This window comes from Mesorhizobium sp. M0618, from assembly GCF_040320765.1.
Lineage (GTDB): Bacteria > Pseudomonadota > Alphaproteobacteria > Rhizobiales > Rhizobiaceae > Mesorhizobium.
Genome location: NZ_JAMYQH010000024.1, coordinates 15,080 through 37,802 on the forward strand (window position 1 = coordinate 15,080; position 22,723 = coordinate 37,802).

A 22,723-nucleotide genomic window follows, 5' to 3' on the forward strand; every position below is an offset into this window, starting at 1 on the left:
CGATGGCCTGGAAAATCGGAATGGTTTTCCGCAAAGGACTAAGCCAGAGCAAAAGTCGGCGCAGGAGAGCGCCGCCTGCTGGCGGCCGCTGCTGTCGCAGCGGCCGCTTGCGCCGATTGTCGTCAGCGAACGACGTACATGATGCGCCGGGTCTGCGGATCGATCAGCGCCCGCTGGCCGTTCACATAGACATAGCGGTAATTGTAGTCCGGAATCTCGCGTAGCTCGACGGTGTCGGGCAGGGTCGCGCCGGTCACCACTTCGCCTTCGAGATAGATGGGATCGAGGCGATGCGTGTCGACATAGGTGCGGACTTCAGCCGGGGGCGAAGGGAAGTCATCTACGACCGGATCGCTGGCGATGATCGCGCCGGTATAATCGGTCGAGTAGTTGCCGATGTCCTCCGGCGGCGAGACGACAGCAACGCTGGAGCGCCGTTCCGTCAGCACCACCCGGCTGCCGCCTATATCGGCCGTCACATAGTCGGAATAGACCCAGCCCTGGCCGCCGGCCTCGGCTATGGTGCACCATTTGCTGTTTTCGATGCAGCCATTGAGCGTTGCCGACTGACCGGCGGCGAGCACGCCGATCACAGGGTATTGCGGGCCGGGCCCGGCGCGCACGTTAAGATCGGTGACGGCTGAGACGGCGGTATCGGCAAACGCGGCGCCCGACATCACGGTCAGCATTCCGGCTACCGCAGGAAACAATAGGGATTTCATGGTTTCTCTCCGTTTTCATGGTCCCTCGCCAGCGAAAACGGGGCAGCAGCTCATGCGTTCCCGCTAAAGCGCCTGCGCCAACTCACGATTTGTTCCGTGTTCTTTCGGCAAATCGGTCAGAAGTTCGTGAACGAATTCCAATTTCCGCGCCGTGACGTCCGAAATGACGAAGGGGTAGAGGTCGGGCAGGCCCATGCAGCGGTTGATCGAATTGGAGGCCTCCGACAGCACCAGCCAGCGGGCAAGGATCTTTTCGAAAGGCTCCGGCGCGGTCGCCGGCTCCGAGGGTGCTGCCTGCAATTCGCCGCCGGTGTCGCCGCGCGGCAAGTCGTTGGCCTCCACCGTCTCCAGCCGGCCGAGCGGAAAGTTCAGTGCGTGCACCATTTCCAGCGTGTCGGTGATGTGCAGGTGATGAGCCCAGGTCTCGGCCCAGTCCTCCCAAGGATGCGAGGTCGCATAGGCCGAGATGTGGCCCTGCTGCCAGTCGGGCGGCGCACCATCGGCATAATAGGCCTTCAGCGCCTGTTCGTAATCGGCGCGGTCGTCGCCGAACAGTGCGCGGAAAGCTTCGAGCCTGTGCGGATCGTCGCGGATGAGGCGGTCCCAGTAATAGTGCCCGAGCTCATGGCGGAAATGGCCGAGCAAGGTGCGGTAGTTCTCGCCCATCTCGACGCGCCGCTTCTCGCGCTCGGCCGAATCCGCCTCGGCGACATTGAGCGTGATCAAACCATTGTCGTGGCCGGTGAGGATCCGCTCGCCACCAGGGCCGCCGCCGATCGGATCGGCGAGGAAGTCGAAGGCCAGGCCGACCTCGTGGGCAGGAGTCTGCTTGGGGACTACCGGCAGCCCGAAGGCCAGCAGCGAGTAGATGGCGCGCTTCTTCGCCGCTTCGACACGGATCCAGCGGCGGCGGTTGCCGTCGACGGAGAGATCCGGGATCAGCTGGTTCAGCACGCAGGCGCGGCAAAAAGCGTGACCCGGTTCCGCCATCCAGTTGCAGGCGCATTCGTCGGCGTTGGTGCACTGGAAGACGCCGTCGACGCCCGCCAGCGCAAAGCGCGCGTGCTCGGGATCGTAGAGCACCGGGTTCCCGCAGTTCAGGCACTTGGCGTTCTCGAAATAGATGCGATGGCCGCAATGGGGGCAGTCGAAGAGTTTCATGTCGGTCTCAATTCACCGGAGGTGACATAGATGTTCACGGCGGCCCGTGCCCAACGCGAACAGCCGCGCGGCGTTCCGCATTTTGTCGAACTTGTTGGAACATAATCTCTGCAGAACGAGGTTTCGCAAAGCGAAGACCAGGTTCCACCTGTCGTTGGTTCCGTCCTTCGGTTCGGATCATGTCCTCGCCGCAAGCTGGGTGACAACCTGTCTTGCCACCGCTTCGCCTGACAGCCGTGCGCCGCCACAGGTCTGCATCAGCGGACCGGCCAGATGCTCGCCGGCGAAGAAGATCTTGTCGGCCACCGGCTGCATGAGTGCGGCGCGCGCCAGTGAACGGCCGGGGCGAGCGGCGGCATAGGCACCGCGCACGAAGCGCTCGCCGCCCCAATTGGTCATCATGGCGCGTCCGACATGCTTGCGCGTATCGCCGCCGAAGATGCCGCACAGCCGGTCGACGACGAAGTCGATGCCGGCCGCCTCGCCGGCCGCCGACATTTCCCAGGCGAAATCGCCGCCGACGAAGCCGACCATCAGGTCGAGGTCGAACGGGAAGCACAGGAAATAGATGTCGTGCCTGGCCATCCGTTCGATCAGCAGGTCGTCGAAGGGCTGCAGCCCGAGCCTGGTGCCCGATATTTCGACCGGCAATTTGGTCAGCATGCCCATCGGCAGGTCGAAGAAGGCGCCGAAATGCGTGTCGGGCAAGGCCGGCGAGAACGCGATCTCCTCGAAGGCGAGCACCGCCGGCGAAGCGGTGACGATCACCGCCTTGGCGCGGACGGTGCCGCGATCGGTGACGCAGGCGACGCCCGGCACGTCCCACAGGATCTCGCGCACCGGCGTCGAAAGTTCGACCGGCACGCCGGCGCCGAAACGCGCCACCAGCGCGCCAAGGCCCTCCTTGCTGAAGTAGTTCGGGTCGAGATCGGCAGCGGCCTGGAAGTCGAGGATCGAGATTTCGTCCTCGTCGGCACCGAAATCCATCGGCCCGGCGAAGGTGGCGGCGGCGCGCGGTGCATGGCCTTTTGCCAACAGCGCCGAAAGACGATCGTCATCTCCGTCCTTCACTTCATGCTTGGCCAGCAGTTCGAACAGCTTTGCGTCGGCGGCCTTCATGTCGGCTTCTTCCGCTTCGCTCGCCTTGCGCTCGCGGTAGTAGAGATGATCGACGTTCATGTCGTGATGATGCAACGTCCAGCCTGCCGCCTGGGCTTCGGGAAAATAGGGATTGCGGTCGGCCGCATGCAGCCAGGCGCAGCCGATGTCGAAAGGCACGCCGAAATGCTGGTCGCTGGTCCAGGCTCGCCCGCCGATTCGGTCTATCGCTTCGAGCAGCGTGAAGGAAAGCGCCGCCGCCTGCAAGCTCCTGGCGGCGGCAAGACCCGCCGAGCCGGCACCGATGATGACGACATCAACGTCTTGCATGCAGCCCCCCTGCCACAATAATCACTTGATCCTAGGCAAATTCCACGGCATTCGCCAGCATTGCAGCGGTGACAGTGACAAGTGCGCGTTTCGCTGGCAAGTTCGCAATTGGGACGTGATTCAGGCAACCAGGAGATCAACATGGCAATTCTTGCCAAGGGAAAGATGTTTGCAGCGGCCGTGGTGGCGGTGCTTGCGCTGGCGACGGGCGCACAGGCGGCAGCCAGCTGCGGCAAGACCGGCGCCGGCTTCGACGCCTGGAAGCAGGACTTTGCCGCGCAGGCCAGGTCGGAAGGTGTAGGCGCCAAGGGGCTGGCCGCTCTGGCCGGGGCAAACTACGCGACAAAGACGATCTCAGTCGACCGCGGCATTCACAAGGCCTTCAGCGGCTCGGTGGACGATTTCATGCGGCGTCGTGGTGGCGCAGCGATTATTTCCAAGGGCCGGTCGCTGAAAAAGTCGAATGCGGCGCTGTTCTCCAAGATCGAAGCGAATTACGGCGTGTCGCCGGGCGTGTTGCTCGCCATCTGGGGTATGGAAACCGGCTTCGGTTCGGCCATGGGCAACCAGAACACCGTCTCTGCCATTTTGACGCTTGCCTATGATTGCCGCCGGCCGGGGTTCTTCTACCCGCATGCCATCGCAGCCCTGAAGCTGGTTGATCGCGGGGCGTTGACAGCCTCGTCGGTCGGGGCCGCGCATGGCGAGATCGGACACACGCAGTTCCTGCCCGGAAACGTCCTGAAATATGGCGTCGGTGGCGGAAACCTGCGCGACAAGAGCACGGCGCTGGCTTCCACCGCCAACTTCCTCAAGGGGCATGGCTGGCGGGCGGGCGCGAGCGCGAGTGCGAATATGGGCGCGATTGCCGGCTGGAATTCCGCGAGCGTCTATCAGCAGGCCATCGCCCGCATTGCCACGGCGATCGACGGCGATTGACGGATCATGCTCCGGGCAGAAGGCCCCGGCTATTTTTGACTTGATCGGAAACCCGGCGCGAATGTCGGGTTTCATTTGATTTCGAGCGTGTAGGAGCAACCGGCCAGGGTCTTGCCGGGGTGGGACTCGACGGTCGAGACGTTGAGCTTGACGTCCGTGGAGAAGGTCAATCCTTCCGACTCTTCGGTGCTTTGGACAACGACCTTCTCGCCAAGGAATTTTTGCGGCGTGGAAAAACGGCCATGACGTTGAGTTCTTCGGCAAGCTCCGGCGCGGCAACGCCGTCGAGCACGGCCATCGGCCCCGCTGCGGTAAACACGATCGATCCCGTCTCGCGGTTGAACACGCGGATTTTGGCCGGCAGTTCGTATTGGCTGAGAAACGGATTGCCCGAGGCAACCTCCTTCCAGCCAAGCGTTTCAACGGCACCCGATGCGCTGGACAGCCACAGGGCAAAGTCGTTGTAGGCCGGAACGTCCGCCCTGCACTCGATCAGCGCGGGAAGGTCGAGAGAAGCGGGGTCGAACTCCTGGCCGGCGGCCGGCGTCGCCAGAACAACCAGCGGCGCCAGGCAGCGACCGAACCCGCGCATCCGCGCTACTTGGTGCGGTTGCGCGCGGCCAGCGTCCTGAGCCGCAGCGCATTGAGACGGATGAAGCCGGCGGCGTCCTTCTGGTCGTAGGCGCCGCGGTCGTCCTCGAAGGTGACCAGCGCATCCGAATAGAGCGTCTTCTTCGACTTGCGGCCGGTGACCATGACATTGCCCTTGTAGAGCTTGAGGCGCACCGTGCCTTCGACGTCTTCCTGGCTCTTGTCGATCATCGCCTGCAGCATCAGCCGTTCGGGCGCGAACCAGAAGCCGTTGTAGATCAGCTCGGCATAGCGCGGCATGAACTCGTCCTTGAGGTGGGCGGCACCTCGGTCGAGCGTGATCGATTCGATGGCGCGATGGGCTGATATCAGGATGGTGCCGCCTGGTGTTTCGTAGACGCCGCGCGATTTCATGCCGACGAAGCGGTTCTCGACCAGGTCGAGCCGGCCGATGCCATTGTCGCGGCCAAGATCGTTGAGTGCCGCCAGCATGGTCGCCGGCGACAGTTTCTTGCCGTTCAGCGCGATCGGATCGCCCTTCAGGAACTCGATCTCGATCTCGGTGACGGTATCAGGCGCGTCCATCGGCGAAACGGTGCGCTGGTGGACGAATTCGGGCGGCTCCACCCACGGGTCTTCCAGCACCTTGCCCTCGGAGGACGAATGCAAAAGGTTGGCGTCGACCGAAAACGGTGCGTCGCCCTTCTTGTCCTTCGGCACCGGGATCTGGTGCTGCTCGGCGAAATTCATCAGGTCGGTACGCGATTTGAACGACCAGTCGCGCCACGGCGCGATGACCTTGATGTCGGGGTTCAGTGCGTAAGCTGAAAGCTCGAAGCGAACCTGATCGTTGCCCTTGCCGGTGGCGCCATGCGCGATCGCGTCGGCGCCGGTTTCCCGGGCTATATCGACCAGATGCTTGGAGATCAGCGGCCGCGCGATCGAGGTGCCGAGCAGATAGGTCCCTTCATAGACGGTGTTGGCGCGAAACATCGGGAAGACGAAGTCGGACACGAATTCCTCGCGCACGTCGACGACGCGGATGTCCTTGATGCCCATCATCTCGGCCTTGCGACGGGCCGGCTCGAGTTCGCCGCCCTGGCCAAGATCGGCGGTGAAAGTCACGACTTCGGCGCCGAGTTCAGTCTGCAGCCATTTCAGGATGATGGATGTGTCGAGACCGCCGGAATAGGCGAGCACGACCTTCTTGACGTCTTTGGCCTTGGACATTTCTACTCCGTCGATGGCGGACGCCCCAGCCTGGGCGTCACGGATTGTCGCAGCGCCTTTTAGCAGGAACGGCAGAGCGAGCAAGCACACGTGCATGCATGGCTTCTGGTCCAGTCCATGGCGAGGGGTGGGCAGGGAAAACAACCTGCTGCAATCAAGGGCTGCATTTGCTGGAGGGATTTAATCAAGTTTTCACGCTCCGTCGCTAATATGACGACAAGCTGTGTAGGCGAAGTGCCGAGACGGCCTTGCCTCGTCGCGGGCACCCTCGGGCTGGGCCATTCCTGATGCGCGTTATATCATGTATCGCCACGGAGCATAATCTGTGGCTCGTCCTGCTGGCGGCGCTGATGTGCGTCACCGGCTGCTGGGTGACGATCGGCCTCTTCGACCGTGCCAGGAAAACCGCCGGCGTGCAGATGCGGGGCTGGCTGTTCCTGACCGCAGTCGCGGCCGGTTCCTCGATCTGGTGCACGCATTTTATCGCCATGCTGGCCTATGAGCCCGGCGCGCCGATCACCTTCGATCCGGTCTTGACCATGGTGTCCCTGGTCATCGCCATTGCCGGCACCGGGCTGGGTTTCACCCTCGCATCCGGCAAGAGCCGGCGCCTGGCCCCGGAATGGGGCGGCGTCGTCGTCGGCCTGGCGATCTCGGCCATGCACTACACCGGCATGATGGCCTATCACGTTGCCGGCATCGTCGAATGGGACGGCTCCTATGTCGTGGCCTCACTGGTCATCTCGGCGGTGTTCTCCGCCCTGGCCGTCGGCCATGCCGTGCGCCGGCCATACCGCTGGTCGCACTATCTCGCCATCGGGCTGCTGGTGCTGGCGATCGTCGGCCTGCATTTCACGGCTATGGCCGCGGTGGCGGTGACGCCGCTGTCCTTCATCAGCACAGGCACCAATCCCGATATTCTGGTGGCAATGGCGGTCGCCGTCGCCGTGGTCGGCCTGATCGTCGCGGCTACCGGCTTCGCCAGCTATCTGATCGACGAGCGTGGTCGTTTGGAGAGCTTCGAGCGGCTTCAGCATCTCGCCCTCAACGACGCCCTTACCGGCCTTCCCAACCGGGTCTCCTTCAACGACCGCCTTGACCATGAAATCGACCGGGCATGCGAGGGCGAGGACACAATGACGGCGGTCATCGTCATCGATCTCGACCGCTTCAAGGAGATCAACGACCTCAGGGGGCATGCGGCCGGCGACCAGGCACTCAAGATCGTCGCCCGCAGGCTGTCGAAACTCATCGGCGAGGGCGAATTCGTCGCCCGGCTCGGCGGTGACGAGTTCGCCGCGATCAAGCGCTTCAAGGATCAGAAGGACCTTCTCGGACTGGTCTCGCGACTGGAGAAATCCCTGTTCGAGCCGTTGCGGCTCGACGATTTCGAAATCGCCGCCGGCGCCAGCATCGGCGTCGCCGTCTATCCGCGCGACGGGGCCGACCGCGAGCGGCTGGTCAGCAATGCCGATCTTGCCATGTACCGAGCGAAGAACGACGTCACGCGAGCCGTCTGCTTCTACGAATCCGCCATGGACGAGACGGCGCGGGCGCGCCGTGCCTTGGCCACCGACCTTCGCCAGGCGATCGACCGCGGCGAGCTTTCGCTTCACTATCAGGTGCAGACCTCGGTCCCGACCGGCGCCACCTGCGGCTACGAGGCGCTGCTGCGCTGGACCCATCCGGTGCACGGCATGATCCCGCCCGCCGAATTCATCCCGATTGCCGAGGAGAACGGCTCGATCATGGCGATCGGCGAATGGGTGCTGCGGACCGCGTGCCGTCAGGCTGCCTCATGGGACAATGGCCACAAGATCGCGGTCAATCTGTCGCCGGTACAGTTCGCCCATGCCGATCTCGCCAAGCTCGTCCATCAGATCCTGATCGAGACCGGGCTGTCGCCGAAACGGCTGGAGCTGGAGCTCACCGAATCGACGATCGTCGCCGACAAGGTGCGCACGCTGCATGTGTTGCGCCAGATCAAGGCGCTGGGGGTGACGATCGCGATCGACGATTTCGGCACCGGCTATTCATCGCTCGATACGCTGCGCTCGTTTCCCTTCGACAAGATCAAACTCGACCGCTCGTTCATGGCTGACGTCGAGCGAAGCCCGCAGGCCAAGGCCATCATCCGGGCGGTGCTGACGCTGGGCCGCAGCCTCGACATTCCGGTGCTTGCCGAAGGCGTCGAGACGCATGTCCAGCTCACCATCCTGCAGGTCGAAGGCTGCAACGAGGCGCAAGGCTATTTCCTCGGCCGGCCCAAGCCGATCGACCAGATCACCGGGGACGCCGATGTCCGCAACGATCAACTCGTCGCGGAGGAGCCGGCGAGGATGCGGCTGAGCAGGCAGGCATAGGACGCCGCGGCCGGCCGTCCAGCGAATGCCGTGCGGACGCCTGCTGGATCGAGATCGGGTCGCTGCTGTGTCTGGTATCGTCATGGCGCATCCTGTATAGGCCTCGCAATCCCTTGGGGGCCGCTCATGTCGTTCATTCCAGACACCACCACGCTGATCCAGTTCGCCATGGCCACGGTCATCCTGGCGATCACGCCGGGGCCGGACATGACCCTGTTCGTCTCGCGCACGCTGAGCCAGGGCCGTGCCACCGGCTTTGCCTCGATGGCCGGCGCGCTGTGCGGCACGCTGATCCACACCACACTGGTGGTTGTCGGTGTCTCGGCGCTGATCGTCGCCTCGCCGATGGCTTTCTTCGTGCTGAAGATCTTCGGCGCCGGCTATCTCGTCTTCCTGGCCTGGCAGGCAATCACCAGGGGCTCGGCCTTTTCGCCGGAGAAGAAGACAGGCCCCGAGATTTCCCTGTTGCGCAGCTGGGCCGCGGGTCTTGGCGCCAATCTGCTCAACCCGAAGATCATCCTGTTCTTCATGACCTTCCTGCCGCAGTTCGTCTCCGCGCATGATCCGAACGCACCGGGAAAGCTGTTTTTCCTTGGGCTGATGTTCATTGTGCTGTCGGTCCCGGTGACGGTGCCGATGGTGCTGGCGGCGGAAAAGTTTTCGGCGGCGATGAAGGCCAGCCCGCGCGTCACACGGGCGGTCGACTATCTCTTTGCCGGCGTGTTCTCCGCCTTCGCCCTCAAGATCCTGACGGCGCAGGCGAAGTAGGCGCCGTCATCCTGTCCGGCCATCCTCTTTTGATCCTGGTTCGCCTTGCCACCAGCTTGCGGCCCAGCGCCCGGCGCTGAGCCAGTAAAAGATACCACCGACCATGCCGCTGCCGATCACGGCCATGATGGCGCTGGTGTCCCTGACGACGAAGGCGGTGTCACCGCTGCGGTCGGGAAGCCCGAGGAAAACACCGGCAACCACCGCGCCTGCCAGCGCATAGAACAGCCAGTCGCGCCGGCCCAGGATTTCGGCAAGCAGGATGACGACAGAGGCCGGCATCAGGGCGAAATAGGCGACGAACAGAGCGGCGAAGGGAATTGAGAAATACAGGGAAGCCGTCGCCGTCGGATGCGCATGCTCCGGCGTGTAGCCGAGCGATGCCAGCAACAGGATGTTGAGGAAGGCGCTCGCCGCCAGCGAGGCGACGGCATAGCCGAACAGGATGACGGTGAAACGGACGAGGTAGCCGACGAGACGCGCCATCAATCTCGGCCCAGATTCTGTCGCGTGCCGGACCTGCGTCCAGCCAGAAGCCAGTAGACCGAACCGGCGGCGATGCCGGCGGTGGCGAGAAAACCCAGAAAGCCCGGATTGAAGACAAAGCTGCTGGCCGAGCGCGGCATGGATACGCCAAAGGCGATGGACGTGATCGCACCGGTGGCGGCGAAGTAGAACCATCCCCGAAGTGAAAACCGTTCGGCGACAAAGAGCGCCGGGCCGACGATCAACAGCGCGCCGATCGTTACGGTCAAGACGGCGAGCGGGAACGAGCCCAGCCAGTCGAAAGCGAAAATGATGGACCAGTTGCCGTCTTCGATGCCTTCCAGGAGAGCGATCAGCAGCACCGGCACCAGGATCGAGGTCAGCACCGCGGCGACATAGCCGACCGCCATGATGGCGAAGCGTTTTAGCCAGGCGAAGGGGCGGCTCACGCCTCGCCGTGCCCCGCTATCATCATCGCTTCCAGCGCCAGCCGGTCGACCTTGCGCATGCGCTCGGAGTCGGATTTGAGCTGGCCGCAGGCGGCGAGAATGTCGCGGCCGCGCGGCGTGCGGATCGGCGAGGCATAGCCGGCATTGTTGATGTAATCGGCGAATTTCTCGATCGTCTCCCAGTCCGAGCACTGGTAATTGGTGCCCGGCCACGGGTTGAACGGGATCAGGTTGATCTTGGCCGGAATGCCCTTGAGCAGCTTGATCAGGCCCTTGGCGTCCTCGATGGAATCGTTGACGTCCTTCAGCATCACATATTCGAAGGTGATGCGCTTGGCGTTCGACAAGCCGGGATAGGCGCGGCAGGCGGCGATCAGCTCGTTGAGCGGATACTTCTTGTTGATCGGCACAAGCAAGTCGCGCAGATCGTCATTGGTGGCGTGCAGCGAGATCGCCAGCATGACGCCGATCTCCTCGCCGGTGCGGAAGATTTCCGGCACGACGCCGGAGGTCGACAGCGTGATGCGCCGCTTCGACAGGGACAGGCCGTCACCGTCGGAAGCGATCAGCAGCGCCTTCTTCACCGCTTCGAAATTGTAAAGCGGTTCGCCCATGCCCATCATGACGACGTTGGACACTTTGCGGCCCTCGGCCGGCACGATGGCGCCGTCGGGCGTGTCGCGGTCGGGAAAATCGCCGAGCCGGTCGCGGGCGGTGAGCAGCTGGGCGAGGATCTCCTCAGCCGTTAGATTGCGCACCAGCTTCTGCGTGCCGGTGTGGCAAAACGAGCAGGTCAGCGTGCAGCCCACCTGTGACGAGATGCACAGCGTGCCGCGACCCTCTTCGGGAATGTAGACAGTCTCGATCTCGACCGGCCGGCCGGCGCCGTGCGGCGGAAAGCGGAACAGCCACTTTCGCGTGCCGTCGGCGGAAATCTGCTCTTCGACGATCTCGGGCCTGGCGACGGTGAAATGCTTGTCCAGCTCGGCGCGCAGATCCTTGGAGATGTTGAACATGCCGGCAAAATCGGAGAGGCCGCGCACATACATCCAGTGCCACAGCTGCTGGGCGCGCATTTTCGCCTGGCGCTCGGGCACAGTGCCTGATGCAACCAGAGCCTCGGCGAGTTCGACCCGCGTCAGGCCGATCAGCGACGGCTTTTCGGGCTGTGCCGCGCGGGCGCGCAACGCGTCGCGGGCGCCGTCAGTGGTGAGATCGAATGAAAGGGTCATGGTCTACGCCAATATAAGCGGTTTGCGGCCGATTTCACGCATCGTGCCGGAAAGGAAGCGCGGCGCATAGCACAGGTTGAGGGCAGAGTCATGCGGAGTGCGATGATGCACCCTCGCCAGAGATCCACCAACAGACCCAAAAACGAAAGGCCGGGCTTTGCGGCCCGGCCTTTCACTCAAAACAAAGCCTAGCCTATTTGCACTTGGCAATCGACGTCAGCGCCGCCGAAATGCCCTTCAGCGAGAAGACGTAGCTGGTCGGGTTGCCGCGGCCGGACTTCGCCGTCACCTTCATGTCGGTGCCGGTCTTCATGGCGGCGATCAGCACCGGCTCCTCGGCGGCATTCTCGACCCAGGCCGATTTGCCGCGGGTGAACATCGAAAACGTCTTCTTATCGATGGTCACGGTGGCCTTGGAGCCGTCCTGGAAGTTGTAGCCGGCAATGAATTGCGGCTCGTAGGACACTTGCTGGCCGGGCCGCTGGCTGACGAAGAAGAACATGTCGCCATGGTCGAGCGTCGGCGGCTGCTTGTCGGTCGGCACGGTCAGGACATAGCAGACCTTGCCGCCCGATGCCTGGTAGCTGTAGGTGCCCCAGGCATTGTGCTGGCCGATCTTGGTCGCAGACTGCGCCAGTGCCGGCGCTGCCACGGCCACCAGGGCCAGACTCGAAACTATAGCAATCAATCCGCGCATCGCTTTTCCCGTATTCCAAATGGTGCGGAGGCAGGCCGGCTTGGCGTCCTGCCCGTCGCTTCATTTTGATTTAATCTGGGTTACCAAACGGTGAATTTCCGAAGAGAAAAGGACCCTCACCCCGAGGAAACCGCCGCCATTCCCGCGCCGCCGCCTTGTGAGCGGCTGGCGCGACATCCCTTTGGCGACTTGGAGGCCACGAAAGCGGCAAGAGTTTGACTTTTTACGCTGTCGCAGAAAGCCGGCTTCAACGGCGTTCCGTGCGCGAGTTCAGCCGTTGTCGGCCATGGCGTCCCTGGCGGCCTGCCGGTGCGCAGTGGTGATGTGGGCACTGACGGCGGTGATCGCGGCGGTGAGCACGGCGATGTCGTCGGTGAAGCCAAGCCCGAAGACGAAGTCGGGGATGACATCCACCGGCAGCACGAAATAGCCGAGCGCGGCGAGCAGAATGCCTTTGGCGCGCAGCGGCGTGTTCTTGTCCATGGCGCAGTAATAGGCGGCCACCACCTCTTCCATGAAGGGGATCTGCCGCGCGGCCTTCTTGGCTGTGCGCCAGAATTTCTCGCGCACTTCGCTCTCGTCCGCCAGCTTGCCGCCAAAGCCGAAGAAATTAAAACCGGATTGTCGCGCCATCAGTCTCTCCTTGCAGAGCCCGTGCGCATCCCGGCGCATGCCCGCGGGGCAAAATGTGGTGAAACCCGACCCCCGCTACAAGATGCCGGTGCCGATTTGGGCCCGCCGAGGCGATACCAGGCCTCAGGCGCCGGCAAAACGGTTCATTTTCTTGGCCAGATCGATATCGAGCGCGGTGACGCCGCCGGCGTCGTGAGTGTTCAGCGTCACGTCGACTGTCTTGTAGACATTCGACCAGTCGGGATGATGGTCCATCGTCTCGGCGGCAAGCGCGACGCGGGTCATGAAGGCGAAAGCCTCGGAGAAATTCGCGAAGGTGAATGTGCGCTTGATGGAGGCGCCGTCTTCCGCCAGCGCCCAGCCGTCGAGACCGGTCAATGCGGCTTCAGCGGCTTGCCTGCCCAGTTTCTCTCTCGCCATGTCCATATCCTGTGCTATTCGAAAACGACCCTCACCATAGCGACGGATCGATGAGCGCGAAGCCCATAAACTCCATTCTCTTCGTCTGCCTCGGCAACATCTGCCGGTCGCCGCTGGCGGAAGGTGTCTTCCGCGCCGTTTGGGCCGAGCGCGGATCGGCCCGGGATATCCTGCTCGATTCAGCGGGAACCAGTGACTGGGAGGCCGGCTCTGCCCCCGATCGACGCGCGATCGCGATCGCGGTGCGGCACGGCGTAGACATTTCCGGACAGAGGGCGCGCAAGGTCACGCCGCAGGACCTCCACCGTTTCGACCTGATCCTCGGCATGGACCGGTCGAATGTCGCCGACCTGAAGGCGCTGGCGCCGGCGGCCGTGCAGGACCGCATCCATCTGTTCCTGGAGTTCGCGCAGGGAAAGGCACGCGACGTGCCGGATCCTTATCATGACGAGGCAGAAGCCTTCGCTTCCGCCTATCGCATGATCCGCGAGGCGTCGGAGGCGCTGGCGACAAGGCTGGAGGTGTGGGCGTCCGTGCCTGACAGCGGCCAGGCTTCCTCGACGATATAGGGTCCGCCGCCGACCGAATCGCGCGACGACATCAGCACGAAACGGCCGATGCGGAACGGCAGCGTCGAGAAATTGCCGCGCGCCGACAGATATTGGGCGACGTCCAGCGGAGTCGAATTGCGTAAGCGCGCCAGCGTCACATGCGGCATGAACTTGCGCGGATCGGCCGGGATGCCGAGCCGCTGGCAGATGCGGTCGATCTCGCCCTGAAGGGCAGCCAGACCGGGCGAGGCGGAAGCACCCGCCCACACCGCATGCGGCTTCTTCTGCCCGAAAGCGCCGACGCCGGACAGCGCCAGCGAGAAGGAAGGGCGGTGGACGCGGTCGAGCGCGTTGGCGATCTCGTCGGCGACATGGCCGGGGACATCGCCGATGAAGCGCAGCGTCAGATGGTAGTTTTCGACATCGATCCAGCGGGCTCCCGGCAAGCCGCCCCGCAGCAGGGACAGCGAAAGGGCAGCGTCACGCGGAATTTCGAGGGCGGTGAAAAGACGCGGCATGAAGAGCCTCCCTTCCTCGAATCGAACTGTCACCTATAGCGAATCATCGATAGTCAAACGGAGCAAGAGGTTTGTTGGCCACAGTCCCTGTTAAAAGCTTGCCGGGCGGAAACAGTTCCAATCCGCTAGGAATCGCCCGGCACTGCCGCGATCACCTTCTCTACCGTCGGCAGGATGCGTTCGACCATCTGGTCGACGCCTTTTGCGCTCGGATGCAGGCCGTCCTCGAGTTGCATGCCGGGCTGGCCGGCGACGCCGTCGAGAAAGAACGGGTAGAGCACGACTTCGTATTTCTTCGCCAGGTCCGGAAAAATGGCGTCGAACGCATTCTGGTAGTCGGGACCGAGATTGGGTGCGGCACGCATGCCGGCCAGAAGCACGGCAATCTTGCGCTGCTTCAGCTTGCTCAGCATCTCGTCGAGGTTCTTCCTGGTGATGTCGGGCGAAACGCCGCGCAGCATGTCGTTGGCGCCGAGTTCGAGGATGACAAGCTGCGTGCCGTCCGGCACCGACCAGTCGAGCCGAGCCAGGCCGCCGCTCGTCGTGTCGCCGGAGACGCCGGCATTGGCGACGATCACATCCTGGCCCCTGGCGCCAAGCGCGGCCTGCAGCCTGTCGGTAAAGCCCTGGTCCGGGCCAAGACCGAAGCCCGCCATCAGGCTGTCACCGAAGCCGACGATCTTGAACGGCTCGGCGCTCGCCGACGACATGGCGCCGCTGATGGCGAGGAAAACCATCAAGCCTGCGGCAATACTGCGTTTGAAAGACATGCGGCAGGCCCCATATGAGCTAGGAATTCTTCAGTCGACGGCTTCCGGCAAGCAGAGCCTTTCCAGATATAGGACGATTTCATTTTGACAGAAGCCGTCATCGCGCTGAAAGATGTATCCCTGACCCTTGGCGAGGGCGCTTCATCGGTCCATGTGCTGAAGGGTGTCAGCCTTGATGTGGCGATGGGCGAGGCGACCGGCATCGTAGGGCCTTCGGGTTCCGGCAAGTCGACATTGCTGATGGTCCTGGCAGGCCTGGAAAGGGTCGATTCGGGTACGGTCCGAATCGCCGGTGAGCTGCTCAACGGCAAAAGCGAGGACCAGATTGCTTCGTTTCGTGGCCGAAACATTGGCATCGTGTTCCAGTCCTTTCATCTCATTCCCAACATGACGGCGCTGGAAAATGTCGCGGTGCCGCTGGAACTGGCCGGCCATGCCGATCCGTTTTCGGTGGCGGCGCGCGAGCTGGCGGCGGTTGGCCTCAGCGACCGCGTCACCCACTATCCCGGCGAATTGTCGGGCGGCGAGCAACAGCGCGTGGCGATCGCCCGCGCATTGGCGCCGTCGCCGCGCATCCTGATCGCCGACGAGCCGACCGGCAATCTCGACCAGGCGACCGGGCGGCAGGTCGCCGACCTCTTGTTTGCCAAGGCGGCCGAGCGCGGCATGACGCTGGTGCTGGTGACCCATGATCCGGCGCTCGCGGCGCGCTGTTCGCGCCAGGTTTCGATGCGCTCGGGCCGGATCGAGGCACCGGCCCCCGTCAAGGTGACGGCCTGATGCCGCTGTCCCGGACGTTGAGGCTCGCGGTCCGCTTCTCACTGCGCGAGATGCGCGGCGGCCTGTCCGGCTTCCTGATCTTCCTCGCCTGCATCGCGCTCGGCGTCGCGGCCATCGGCGGCGTCAACTCGGTGGCGCGTTCGATCACCGCCGGTGTCGCCAATCAGGGCCAGACGCTGCTCGGCGGCGATCTTCGCTTCCAGATCAACCAGCGTGACGCCAGCCGGGCGGAGCGCAGCTTCCTTGACGGGCTCGGCACGGTTTCCCGGACCGCCAGCATGCGTTCGATGGCGCGTCTGGCCGACGGATCCGACCAGGCGCTGGTCGAGGCCAAGGCGGTCGACCATGCCTATCCGCTCTATGGCACGCTGGAGACCGAGCCGGCACTGTCGAAACAGGAACTGTTCGGCGAAGAGTTCGGCGTCTTCGGTGCGGCGGCACCCGATCTTCTGTTCGAGCGGTTGCACGTCAAGATCGGCGACCGGCTGAAGCTCGGCACCGCCACTTTCGAACTGCGCGCCAGGCTGGTCGCCGAACCGGACGCCGTGTCCGACGGTTTCGGCTTCGCCCCAAGGCTGATGATCTCGACCGACGGACTGGCGGCCACTGGACTGATCCAGCCGGGCAGCCTGGTCGAGAATGCCTACAAGATCCGGCTGCCGGCAGACGCCGACGAGGTGCGGCTGAAAGCCGTCCAGGACAAGGCCGCCACGGATTTCCCCGAAGCAGGCTGGTCGATCCGCACACGCAGCAACGCGGCGCCCGCGCTGTCGTCCAACATTGAACGTTTCTCGCAGTTCCTGACCCTGGTCGGGCTGACGGCGCTGGTGGTCGGCGGCGTGGGCGTCGCCAATGCGGTACGCGCCTATCTCGACGGCAAGCGCGGCGTCATCGCCACCTTCAAGAGCCTGGGCGCTTCGGGCGGCTTCGTCTTTGCCGTCTATCTCGTGCAGATCCTGATCATAGCCGGATTGGGTATCGTGCTCGGCCTTGTGCTCGGCGCACTGATGCCGTTCGCGGCGAGTGCGGCCTTGCAATCCGTCATTCCGGTGCCTGCCGAAGGCGGCTTCTATCCCGGCGCGCTCGGTATGGCGGCGCTGTTCGGCCTGCTGGTGACGTTGGCTTTCGCGCTGCTGCCGCTCGGCCGCGCCCGCGACGTGCCGGCAACCGCGCTGTTTCGCGAAATGGGGCTGGAAGGCCGCGGCTTGCCGCGCCCCGCTTATGTCGCGGCCGCCATAGGCATCGCGCTGTTGCTTGCGGCGCTGGCCATTCTGTTCTCGGGCGACCAGCGCATAGCCTCGATTTTTGTCGGCGCTACCGTCTTCGCCTTCCTGGTGCTGCGCGTGGTCGGCGCACTGGTGCAATGGGCGGCCAGGAAAAGCCCGCGCGTGCGCTTCGTGGCGCTCAGGCTCGCCATCGGCAACATTCATCGGCCAGGCGCCCTGACGCCATCGGTGGTGCTGTCCCTGGGGCTTGGCCTGACGCTGCTGGTGACGCTGGCGCTGATCGATGGCAATCTCAGGCGGCAGATCTCCGGCAGCCTGCCGGAACGGGCGCCGAACTTCTTCTTCGTTGACATCCAGAGCGCCGATGTCGCGTCTTTCTCGGCGCTGATCGGCAAGGAGGCCCCGCAGGGCGTGCTGGCCAAGGTGCCGATGCTGCGCGGCCGGGTGATGGCGCTGAACGGTGTCGATGTCGACAAGGTGAAAGTGCCGGCGGAAGGCGCCTGGGTGCTGAGGGGGGACCGCGGCCTGACCTATGACACCAGGCAACCGGAGAACGCGACGTTGACCGAGGGCAGTTGGTGGCCCGAAAATTACAGCGGCGAACCGCTGGTTTCGTTTTCGGCGCAAGAAGGCAAGGAGATCGGGCTGAAGCTCGGCGACACCATCACCGTCAATGTGCTGGGCCGCAATGTCACCGCCAGGATCGCCAATTTCCGCCAGGTCGAATGGGAGACGATGGGCATCAATTTCGTCATGGTCTTCTCGCCCAACACATTCGCAGGCGCCCCGCATGGCTGGATGGCGACGCTGACCGAAAAGAGTGCCTCGACGGCCGACGACGCCCGCATCCTCAACGCCGTCACCCGCGCCTTCCCCGCGGTGACGACGGTGCGGGTCAAGGACGCGCTCGATGTCGTCAACCGGTTGGTCGGGCAACTCGGCACGGCGATCCGGGCCGCCGCTGGCGTGGCGCTGATCGCCTCGGTGCTGGTGCTGGCCGGCGCGCTTGCAGCCGGCAACCGGGCGCGCATCCATGATGCGGTGGTGTTGAAGACGCTGGGTGCGACACGCACGACGCTGATATCGGCCTTCTCGCTCGAATATATGCTGATCGGGCTGGCCACCGCCATCTTCGCGCTGGCAGCGGGCAGTGCTGCCGCCTGGTTCGTCGTCGCGCGCATCATGACATTGCCGTCGCATTTCATGCCGGAGGTGGCGGTGGCAACCATTCTGTTTTCGCTGGTGGTCACGGTCGGCATTGGTCTCGCCGGCACCTGGCGGGTGCTCGGCCACAAGGCAGCACCGGTGCTGCGCAACCTGTGACGACAGGCCCGGAAAAGGCATCCTGGATTAAATCTTGGTAAGAAAGCCGTCCGGAAAGCCGAGGAATCGGCACTTGGTTGCCTCACGAACCGTTACATCCGGTTACGGTCTTGTTCTTGACGCGAATAACCATCATATTTCGCCACAGGCATGCTGGAGCCCTGCCAGCGGCGCCTGGGTCCGGAAGGACCTGACACCGGACGGGGCAGAAGCAATAGAGGACTACAATGGCTGATCCCATTCGCAACTACCAGACGCGCGCCGTGCCCGGCGTCAGCGTCGGTGCCGACATCGATCAGGGCCTGCGCGCCTACATGATCAAGGTTTACAATCTGATGGGGCTTGGCCTCCTCATCACTGGTCTTGCCGCTGTCGGCACGATCATGCTGGCCACCACCACCGATCCGGCTTCGGCTGTCGCGACGCTGCCAAGCGGCGAGATGCTGACCTCGTTCGGCTACGCGATCTTCGGTTCGCCGCTGCGCTGGGTGGTGATGCTGGCGCCGCTGGCCGCCGTGTTCTTCCTGTCGTTCAGGATTCAGTCGATGAGCGTCGCTGCCGCGCAGACCACGTTCTGGGTCTATGCCGGTCTCGTCGGCCTGTCGCTGTCGTCGATCTTCCTGGTCTACACCACGGCAAGCATCTCGCAGACCTTCTTCGCCACCGCCGCCGCTTTCGGCGCGCTGTCGCTGTTCGGCTACACCACCAAGCGCGACTTGACGGCAATGGGCTCGTTCCTGATCATGGGCATGTTCGGCATCATCATCGCGTCGGTGATCAACATCTTCCTGCAGTCGTCGGCGCTGTCTTTCGCCGTGTCGGCGATCGGCGTGCTGGTCTTCGCCGGCCTCACCGCCTATGACACGCAGAAGATCAAGGAGATGTATTTCGAGGGCGATGCTACCGATGTCGCCGGCCGCAAGGCGATCATGGGCGCACTGACGCTCTATCTCGACTTCATCAACCTGTTCATGTTCCTGCTGCAGTTCATGGGCGACCGCCGCTAGTTCAGCAGCGCTTGGACCATCGAGTTCCAGAAGGGCGGCCCAACGGCCGCCCTTTTCTTTTGTCTTGGCCTTTGCTGTTATTGCGAGCAGGGAAACGGCATGCATAAACAATGAGCAATATTGCGATCCGGCCCGCTACGGTGGCCGACCTCGACAGCGTCACGGACATCTATGCCGACGCGGTGACCCAAGGCACGGCGAGCTATGAACTGGAGCCGCCGAGCCGCGCGGAGATGGGTGTTCGATTCGACAGCCTGATGGCCGGCGGCTTTCCTTACCTGGTGGCGGAGAAGGACGGCACCATTCTCGGCTACGCCTATGCCGGCGCCTTCCGGCCACGCCCGGCCTATCGCTTCATCGTCGAGGATTCGGTCTATGTCGCGCCCGAGGCCAAGGGCCAGGGCGTCGGGCTCAAGCTGATGCAAAGCCTGATCGAGGCAGTGACGACGGCGGGCTTTCGCCAGATCATCGCGGTGATCGGCGATGGCCGTCCCGACAGTGCCTCGGTGCGGCTGCACGAAAAGCTCGGCTTTCGCTATTCGGGACGCCTCGAAGGTTCCGGCTACAAGCATGGGCGCTGGCTGGACACGGTGTTCATGCAGCTGTCGCTGAATGGCGGTGCCTCGGCGCCGCCCGATCCGAGCTCGCTGCCGGAGCGGAAGTTCCGCCTTAGAGGGGACTGAAGCGAGGAATTGGGGAATTGAAGAACTGAAGAAGAAGGCAGTTACATCAGGCGTCGAGTGCCCTTTTCTTCAATTCCGTAGCTCAAGCCTCTACAACCTTGAGCTTGCTGTCGAACACACCAAGCACGCGGCCAAGTTCCTGGCCGCGCTTCAGGATGCGGCCGCCGGCGGCGATGACGGCGAAGGCGCCCTGCTTGCGGGCCAGTTTCGGATCCTTGACGATCTGGAACAGCGGCACTTCACTGGTGCGGCGGAATACGGAAAACACGGCGCGGTCCGCAAGATGGTCGATGGCGTAGTCGCGCCATTCATTGGCGGCGACCATGCGTCCGTAGAGCCTGAGGATCTGGTCCAACTCGCGGCGGTCGAACCGTACCGGCTGATCGAGACGTTCGCGTCGCGCCTCGTGCAGCGGGATCAATATCGCGGATGCGTCCCCATCCCCCGTCCCGCCGCTGTCATCCGTCATGCCTCGATCCTTCAAAATGAATCTTTGCCAACCAAAGTTGGCGTGTTCGCGACTGAATTGCAAGGCCCGGCGAACCGAGCCCCGCGCCGCGCCGTTTTCGTCACGTCCAGTCACTTTTATGAAACGCCGTGTTGGAATTGGTGATGTTCCGCCACATTTCTGCCTTTTTTTATCCGCGCTCATGCCCCAATGTCCGACGAATTTACCGGTGTTGCCTGAGACGGTTCGGTCCGGCACCGGCTCGTAAACCCCAAGCCCCCCGCCCACGGGTCTGCGTCGGATCGAACCAACCTCGGCTCTTCCTCGGAAGAACCGGGTGCGACGATCCCAAAACCTAAATGACCGACGTCAGGAGCAAGCTGACGTCGGTTTTTTATTGGGTGGTGAGTCGAGTGCGGTTTCACCGAGCGTGCGTCCCCCTCACCCGGATTGCCAACCGAATTGCGAAGGGGCAATTCGGGACAATCCGACCTCTCCCCGAGGGGGAGGAGATCGCGGCGGCGCTTTACCTCTTCTCCCCTCGGGAGAAGGTGGCCGCGAAGCGGCCGGATGAGGGGCCTCCCATCCACAGTCTTAGCGAAGATGGGGGGCGCCGGCGTCCGTTACGGCTTGTGGATGAACGCGGCGCCGAGAATGGGACCGGGCATGCCGTCCTTGCCGACCGACTGCAGCAGCACGGCGCAGCCGCCCTTTTTGGCAATCTCGCTCATCGGCAGCTCGTAGCGCTGTGCCTTGCCATGCCACATGCCAGCGGTCTGAATCCCGGTGACGGCGTTCCAGTAGGTCATCTTGCGGCCGGTATTCTCGCCCTCGCCGACCTTGACCGTCTGCGGCGGGTCGAAATAGACGATGACGACATGGGCGTCGCTGGGGCCATTGCCGGCATCACCGGCGTCGATCGTCACACGGTCGCTGGTGCGGCTGACCTTGACGGCGACGCGCATGCCTTCGCCGTTCTTGGCCATGCGGGCGAGCGCGCCATCGACCTCGCCGCGGCTGGCGCCGTTGACGTGGACACGGCCGTTGATGACGGCCTGCGGCGTATAGACGGAGCGGCTGCCGAAGGCGCGCATGTAGTCGTATTGCCGCTCGGTGTTCTCCTTGCGGCCCAGCGTGTCCTGCCAGCCGAGATAGTCCCAATAGTCGACGTGATAGGCGAGCGCGACGATATCTTCCTTGGCGGCAAGTTCGGAGAACAGCGTATCGGCCGGCGGGCAGGAACTGCAGCCCTGGCTGGTGAACAGTTCGACCACGCCCAATGGCCTTTCGATCTGAGGCCTGTCGATCTGGACCCGGTCGGCATGGGCGCGATCGGATTCGCCGGCATGCCCGGCGCCGGCAGACGCCGAGAAGGCCAGCGCAAGAGCTGCCAGCCACAATGATTTTCGCGAGGCCATGGCCATTCCGATTCCCGCCGGTGGTGCCGGCTTTATCTTGATTGCTAAAATATGTGGCAGAACCGGAAGTCAACGGGAAGTCACGTTGCAGTGAAATTTTGCCATTGCAGCCGACCGCAACCCCGCAATAGGAAGGATCTGCGCTTCAGGATAGAAACCGATTCGGGCGGCAATCACGATGTGGCAAACGTTTTTGGCGCCGGTCGACCTCTATTGCGAGCGGACCGGCCCGGAATTCTGGTCCGAACCCGTCAACGCCCTGACCAATCTCGCCTTCATCGCCGCCGGCCTGTGGGGCGTGCGCGAGGTGCGAAGGCTGGGCACCGGCGCCTTCGCCGAGGTGCTGGCTTGGTGGGTGGTGGCGATCGGCATCGGTTCGACGATCTTCCACACCTTTGCCACCAAGGGCACGGTCTGGGCCGACGTGCTGCCGATCGCCGGCTTCACGCTGGCCTACACGCTGTTCAATTTACGCCGCTTCCTCGGCATGCGATGGGGCAAGGCCATTGCCATCTTCATTGCCTTCTATGTGCTTGCCGGGGCGATAACCCTTGCCGTGCCGGACTGGCTGCGCCAGGCGTCGAACGGTACGACGGGCTATCTGCCGCCGTTCCTGGCGCTCGCCTTCTTCGGTGTCTGGGTGACGGTGAGCGGCAATCGCGCCGGCTGGTATAATCTGGCGGGCTCGGCGATCTTCGTCGTGTCCGTCATCTGCCGGATGATCGACCCGGTGGTCTGCGGCAGCTTTCCGCTCGGAACGCACTTCCTCTGGCACATCCTCAACGGCGTGATGCTCAGCGTGCTTTTGGCGGCAGCGGCGCGGTTTGGGAAGCCGAAGGTAGGGGAATAGGGGAATAGGGGAATAGGGGAATAGGGGAAT

24 protein-coding genes are annotated in these 22,723 nt (G+C 63.6%); 9 read left to right on the plus strand and 15 right to left on the minus strand.

What is annotated here, in order from left to right; translation table 11 throughout:
- Nucleotides 1-122: 122 nt before the first annotated feature.
- The 3 genes from NKJ04_RS23255 to NKJ04_RS23265 form a co-directional block, all read right to left on the minus strand.
- The gene (locus NKJ04_RS23255) at nucleotides 123-722 is read right to left on the minus strand and encodes a DUF1236 domain-containing protein (RefSeq protein ID WP_023811326.1); all 600 of its coding nucleotides are present in this window, start codon (nucleotides 720-722) and stop codon (nucleotides 123-125) included.
- Between the two features lie 63 nt (nucleotides 723-785).
- Nucleotides 786-1,883 carry a zinc-binding metallopeptidase family protein gene (locus NKJ04_RS23260; protein WP_352677490.1) on the minus strand — a complete coding sequence of 366 codons (1,098 nt, stop codon included), beginning with the start codon at nucleotides 1,881-1,883 and terminating at the stop codon, nucleotides 786-788.
- 177 nt (nucleotides 1,884-2,060) lie between these two features.
- Nucleotides 2,061-3,311 (minus strand): flavin monoamine oxidase family protein, encoded by a 1,251-nt coding sequence (locus NKJ04_RS23265; RefSeq protein ID WP_352677491.1) that lies wholly within the window; start codon nucleotides 3,309-3,311, stop codon nucleotides 2,061-2,063.
- Between the two features lie 141 nt (nucleotides 3,312-3,452).
- On the opposite strand from NKJ04_RS23265, the gene NKJ04_RS23270 reads away from it, so the two are divergent.
- The gene (locus NKJ04_RS23270) at nucleotides 3,453-4,250 is read left to right on the plus strand and encodes a lytic murein transglycosylase (RefSeq protein ID WP_128304286.1); all 798 of its coding nucleotides are present in this window, start codon (nucleotides 3,453-3,455) and stop codon (nucleotides 4,248-4,250) included.
- A gap of 166 nt (nucleotides 4,251-4,416) precedes the next feature.
- Here NKJ04_RS23270 and NKJ04_RS23275 read toward each other — a convergent pair whose 3' ends face one another.
- Together NKJ04_RS23275 and NKJ04_RS23280 are read right to left on the minus strand one after the other, a co-directional pair.
- Nucleotides 4,417-4,842, minus strand: coding sequence for a hypothetical protein (locus NKJ04_RS23275; RefSeq protein ID WP_352677492.1), 426 nt, complete (start codon nucleotides 4,840-4,842; stop codon nucleotides 4,417-4,419).
- A gap of 5 nt (nucleotides 4,843-4,847) precedes the next feature.
- Entirely contained in the window at nucleotides 4,848-6,071 is a 1,224-nt protein-coding gene (locus NKJ04_RS23280; RefSeq protein WP_352677493.1) for an argininosuccinate synthase, read from the minus strand.
- Between the two features lie 287 nt (nucleotides 6,072-6,358).
- Between NKJ04_RS23280 and NKJ04_RS23285 the strand changes: the two genes are divergently transcribed.
- Together NKJ04_RS23285 and NKJ04_RS23290 are read left to right on the plus strand one after the other, a co-directional pair.
- The gene (locus tag NKJ04_RS23285; protein ID WP_352677494.1) at nucleotides 6,359-8,434 is read left to right on the plus strand and encodes a putative bifunctional diguanylate cyclase/phosphodiesterase; all 2,076 of its coding nucleotides are present in this window, start codon (nucleotides 6,359-6,361) and stop codon (nucleotides 8,432-8,434) included.
- 126 nt (nucleotides 8,435-8,560) lie between these two features.
- The gene (locus tag NKJ04_RS23290) at nucleotides 8,561-9,202 is read left to right on the plus strand and encodes a LysE family translocator (RefSeq protein WP_352677495.1); all 642 of its coding nucleotides are present in this window, start codon (nucleotides 8,561-8,563) and stop codon (nucleotides 9,200-9,202) included.
- A gap of 6 nt (nucleotides 9,203-9,208) precedes the next feature.
- On the opposite strand, the gene NKJ04_RS23295 is transcribed toward NKJ04_RS23290, so the two are convergent.
- From NKJ04_RS23295 to NKJ04_RS23320, 6 genes are all read right to left on the minus strand, one after another.
- Nucleotides 9,209-9,688: a hypothetical protein gene (locus tag NKJ04_RS23295; RefSeq protein WP_352677496.1), complete on the minus strand. Its 480-nt coding sequence runs from the start codon at nucleotides 9,686-9,688 to the stop codon at nucleotides 9,209-9,211.
- Nucleotides 9,688-10,137 (minus strand): hypothetical protein, encoded by a 450-nt coding sequence (locus NKJ04_RS23300; protein WP_023811318.1) that lies wholly within the window; start codon nucleotides 10,135-10,137, stop codon nucleotides 9,688-9,690. Before NKJ04_RS23300 ends, NKJ04_RS23295 begins: the two co-directional genes overlap by 1 nt.
- A complete protein-coding gene (rlmN, locus tag NKJ04_RS23305) occupies nucleotides 10,134-11,369 on the minus strand; it encodes a dual-specificity RNA methyltransferase RlmN (RefSeq protein WP_352677497.1) in 1,236 nt (411 codons plus the stop codon). Before rlmN ends, NKJ04_RS23300 begins: the two co-directional genes overlap by 4 nt.
- 193 nt (nucleotides 11,370-11,562) lie before the next feature.
- On the minus strand, nucleotides 11,563-12,066 hold the full coding sequence (locus NKJ04_RS23310) for an invasion associated locus B family protein (RefSeq protein ID WP_127296348.1): 504 nt from the start codon (nucleotides 12,064-12,066) through the stop codon (nucleotides 11,563-11,565).
- A 270-nt stretch (nucleotides 12,067-12,336) separates the two neighbouring features.
- On the minus strand, nucleotides 12,337-12,699 hold the full coding sequence (locus NKJ04_RS23315) for a YkvA family protein (RefSeq protein WP_352677498.1): 363 nt from the start codon (nucleotides 12,697-12,699) through the stop codon (nucleotides 12,337-12,339).
- Between the two features lie 123 nt (nucleotides 12,700-12,822).
- Entirely contained in the window at nucleotides 12,823-13,119 is a 297-nt protein-coding gene (locus tag NKJ04_RS23320; protein ID WP_023811314.1) for a 4a-hydroxytetrahydrobiopterin dehydratase, read from the minus strand.
- Nucleotides 13,120-13,169: 50 nt separating this feature from the next.
- Here NKJ04_RS23320 and NKJ04_RS23325 point away from each other — a divergent pair, with 50 nt between their 5' ends.
- Entirely contained in the window at nucleotides 13,170-13,688 is a 519-nt protein-coding gene (locus tag NKJ04_RS23325) for a low molecular weight protein-tyrosine-phosphatase (RefSeq protein WP_352677499.1), read from the plus strand.
- On the opposite strand, the gene thpR is transcribed toward NKJ04_RS23325, so the two are convergent.
- Both thpR and NKJ04_RS23335 read right to left on the minus strand, forming a co-directional pair.
- Nucleotides 13,592-14,188, minus strand: a complete 597-nt coding sequence (thpR, locus tag NKJ04_RS23330; RefSeq protein WP_352677500.1) for an RNA 2',3'-cyclic phosphodiesterase — start codon at nucleotides 14,186-14,188, stop codon at nucleotides 13,592-13,594. The genes NKJ04_RS23325 and thpR overlap by 97 nt on opposite strands.
- A 125-nt stretch (nucleotides 14,189-14,313) precedes the next feature.
- Entirely contained in the window at nucleotides 14,314-14,958 is a 645-nt protein-coding gene (locus tag NKJ04_RS23335; protein WP_128304279.1) for an arylesterase, read from the minus strand.
- A gap of 84 nt (nucleotides 14,959-15,042) precedes the next feature.
- Here NKJ04_RS23335 and NKJ04_RS23340 point away from each other — a divergent pair, with 84 nt between their 5' ends.
- The 4 genes from NKJ04_RS23340 (at nucleotide 15,043) to NKJ04_RS23355 (ending at nucleotide 19,977) form a co-directional block, all read left to right on the plus strand.
- A complete protein-coding gene (locus NKJ04_RS23340) occupies nucleotides 15,043-15,738 on the plus strand; it encodes an ABC transporter ATP-binding protein (RefSeq protein WP_352677501.1) in 696 nt (231 codons plus the stop codon).
- On the plus strand, nucleotides 15,738-18,287 hold the full coding sequence (locus NKJ04_RS23345) for an ABC transporter permease (RefSeq protein WP_023811309.1): 2,550 nt from the start codon (nucleotides 15,738-15,740) through the stop codon (nucleotides 18,285-18,287). The genes NKJ04_RS23340 and NKJ04_RS23345 overlap by 1 nt, the downstream gene beginning before the upstream one ends.
- Nucleotides 18,288-18,514: 227 nt before the next feature.
- Nucleotides 18,515-19,294 (plus strand): Bax inhibitor-1/YccA family protein, encoded by a 780-nt coding sequence (locus tag NKJ04_RS23350; RefSeq protein ID WP_352677502.1) that lies wholly within the window; start codon nucleotides 18,515-18,517, stop codon nucleotides 19,292-19,294.
- Between the two features lie 110 nt (nucleotides 19,295-19,404).
- On the plus strand, nucleotides 19,405-19,977 hold the full coding sequence (locus tag NKJ04_RS23355) for a GNAT family N-acetyltransferase (RefSeq protein ID WP_352677503.1): 573 nt from the start codon (nucleotides 19,405-19,407) through the stop codon (nucleotides 19,975-19,977).
- An 82-nt stretch (nucleotides 19,978-20,059) separates the two neighbouring features.
- On the opposite strand, the gene NKJ04_RS23360 is transcribed toward NKJ04_RS23355, so the two are convergent.
- Nucleotides 20,060-20,446: a DUF2794 domain-containing protein gene (locus NKJ04_RS23360; protein WP_023811306.1), complete on the minus strand. Its 387-nt coding sequence runs from the start codon at nucleotides 20,444-20,446 to the stop codon at nucleotides 20,060-20,062.
- A gap of 602 nt (nucleotides 20,447-21,048) precedes the next feature.
- Complete coding sequence (locus tag NKJ04_RS23365; protein ID WP_352442578.1) at nucleotides 21,049-21,849, minus strand: DUF1223 domain-containing protein; 801 nt, start codon at nucleotides 21,847-21,849, stop codon at nucleotides 21,049-21,051.
- A gap of 172 nt (nucleotides 21,850-22,021) precedes the next feature.
- Here NKJ04_RS23365 and NKJ04_RS23370 point away from each other — a divergent pair, with 172 nt between their 5' ends.
- A complete protein-coding gene (locus NKJ04_RS23370) occupies nucleotides 22,022-22,693 on the plus strand; it encodes a ceramidase domain-containing protein (RefSeq protein WP_128304276.1) in 672 nt (223 codons plus the stop codon).
- The last annotated feature ends 30 nt before the right edge of the window (nucleotides 22,694-22,723 follow it).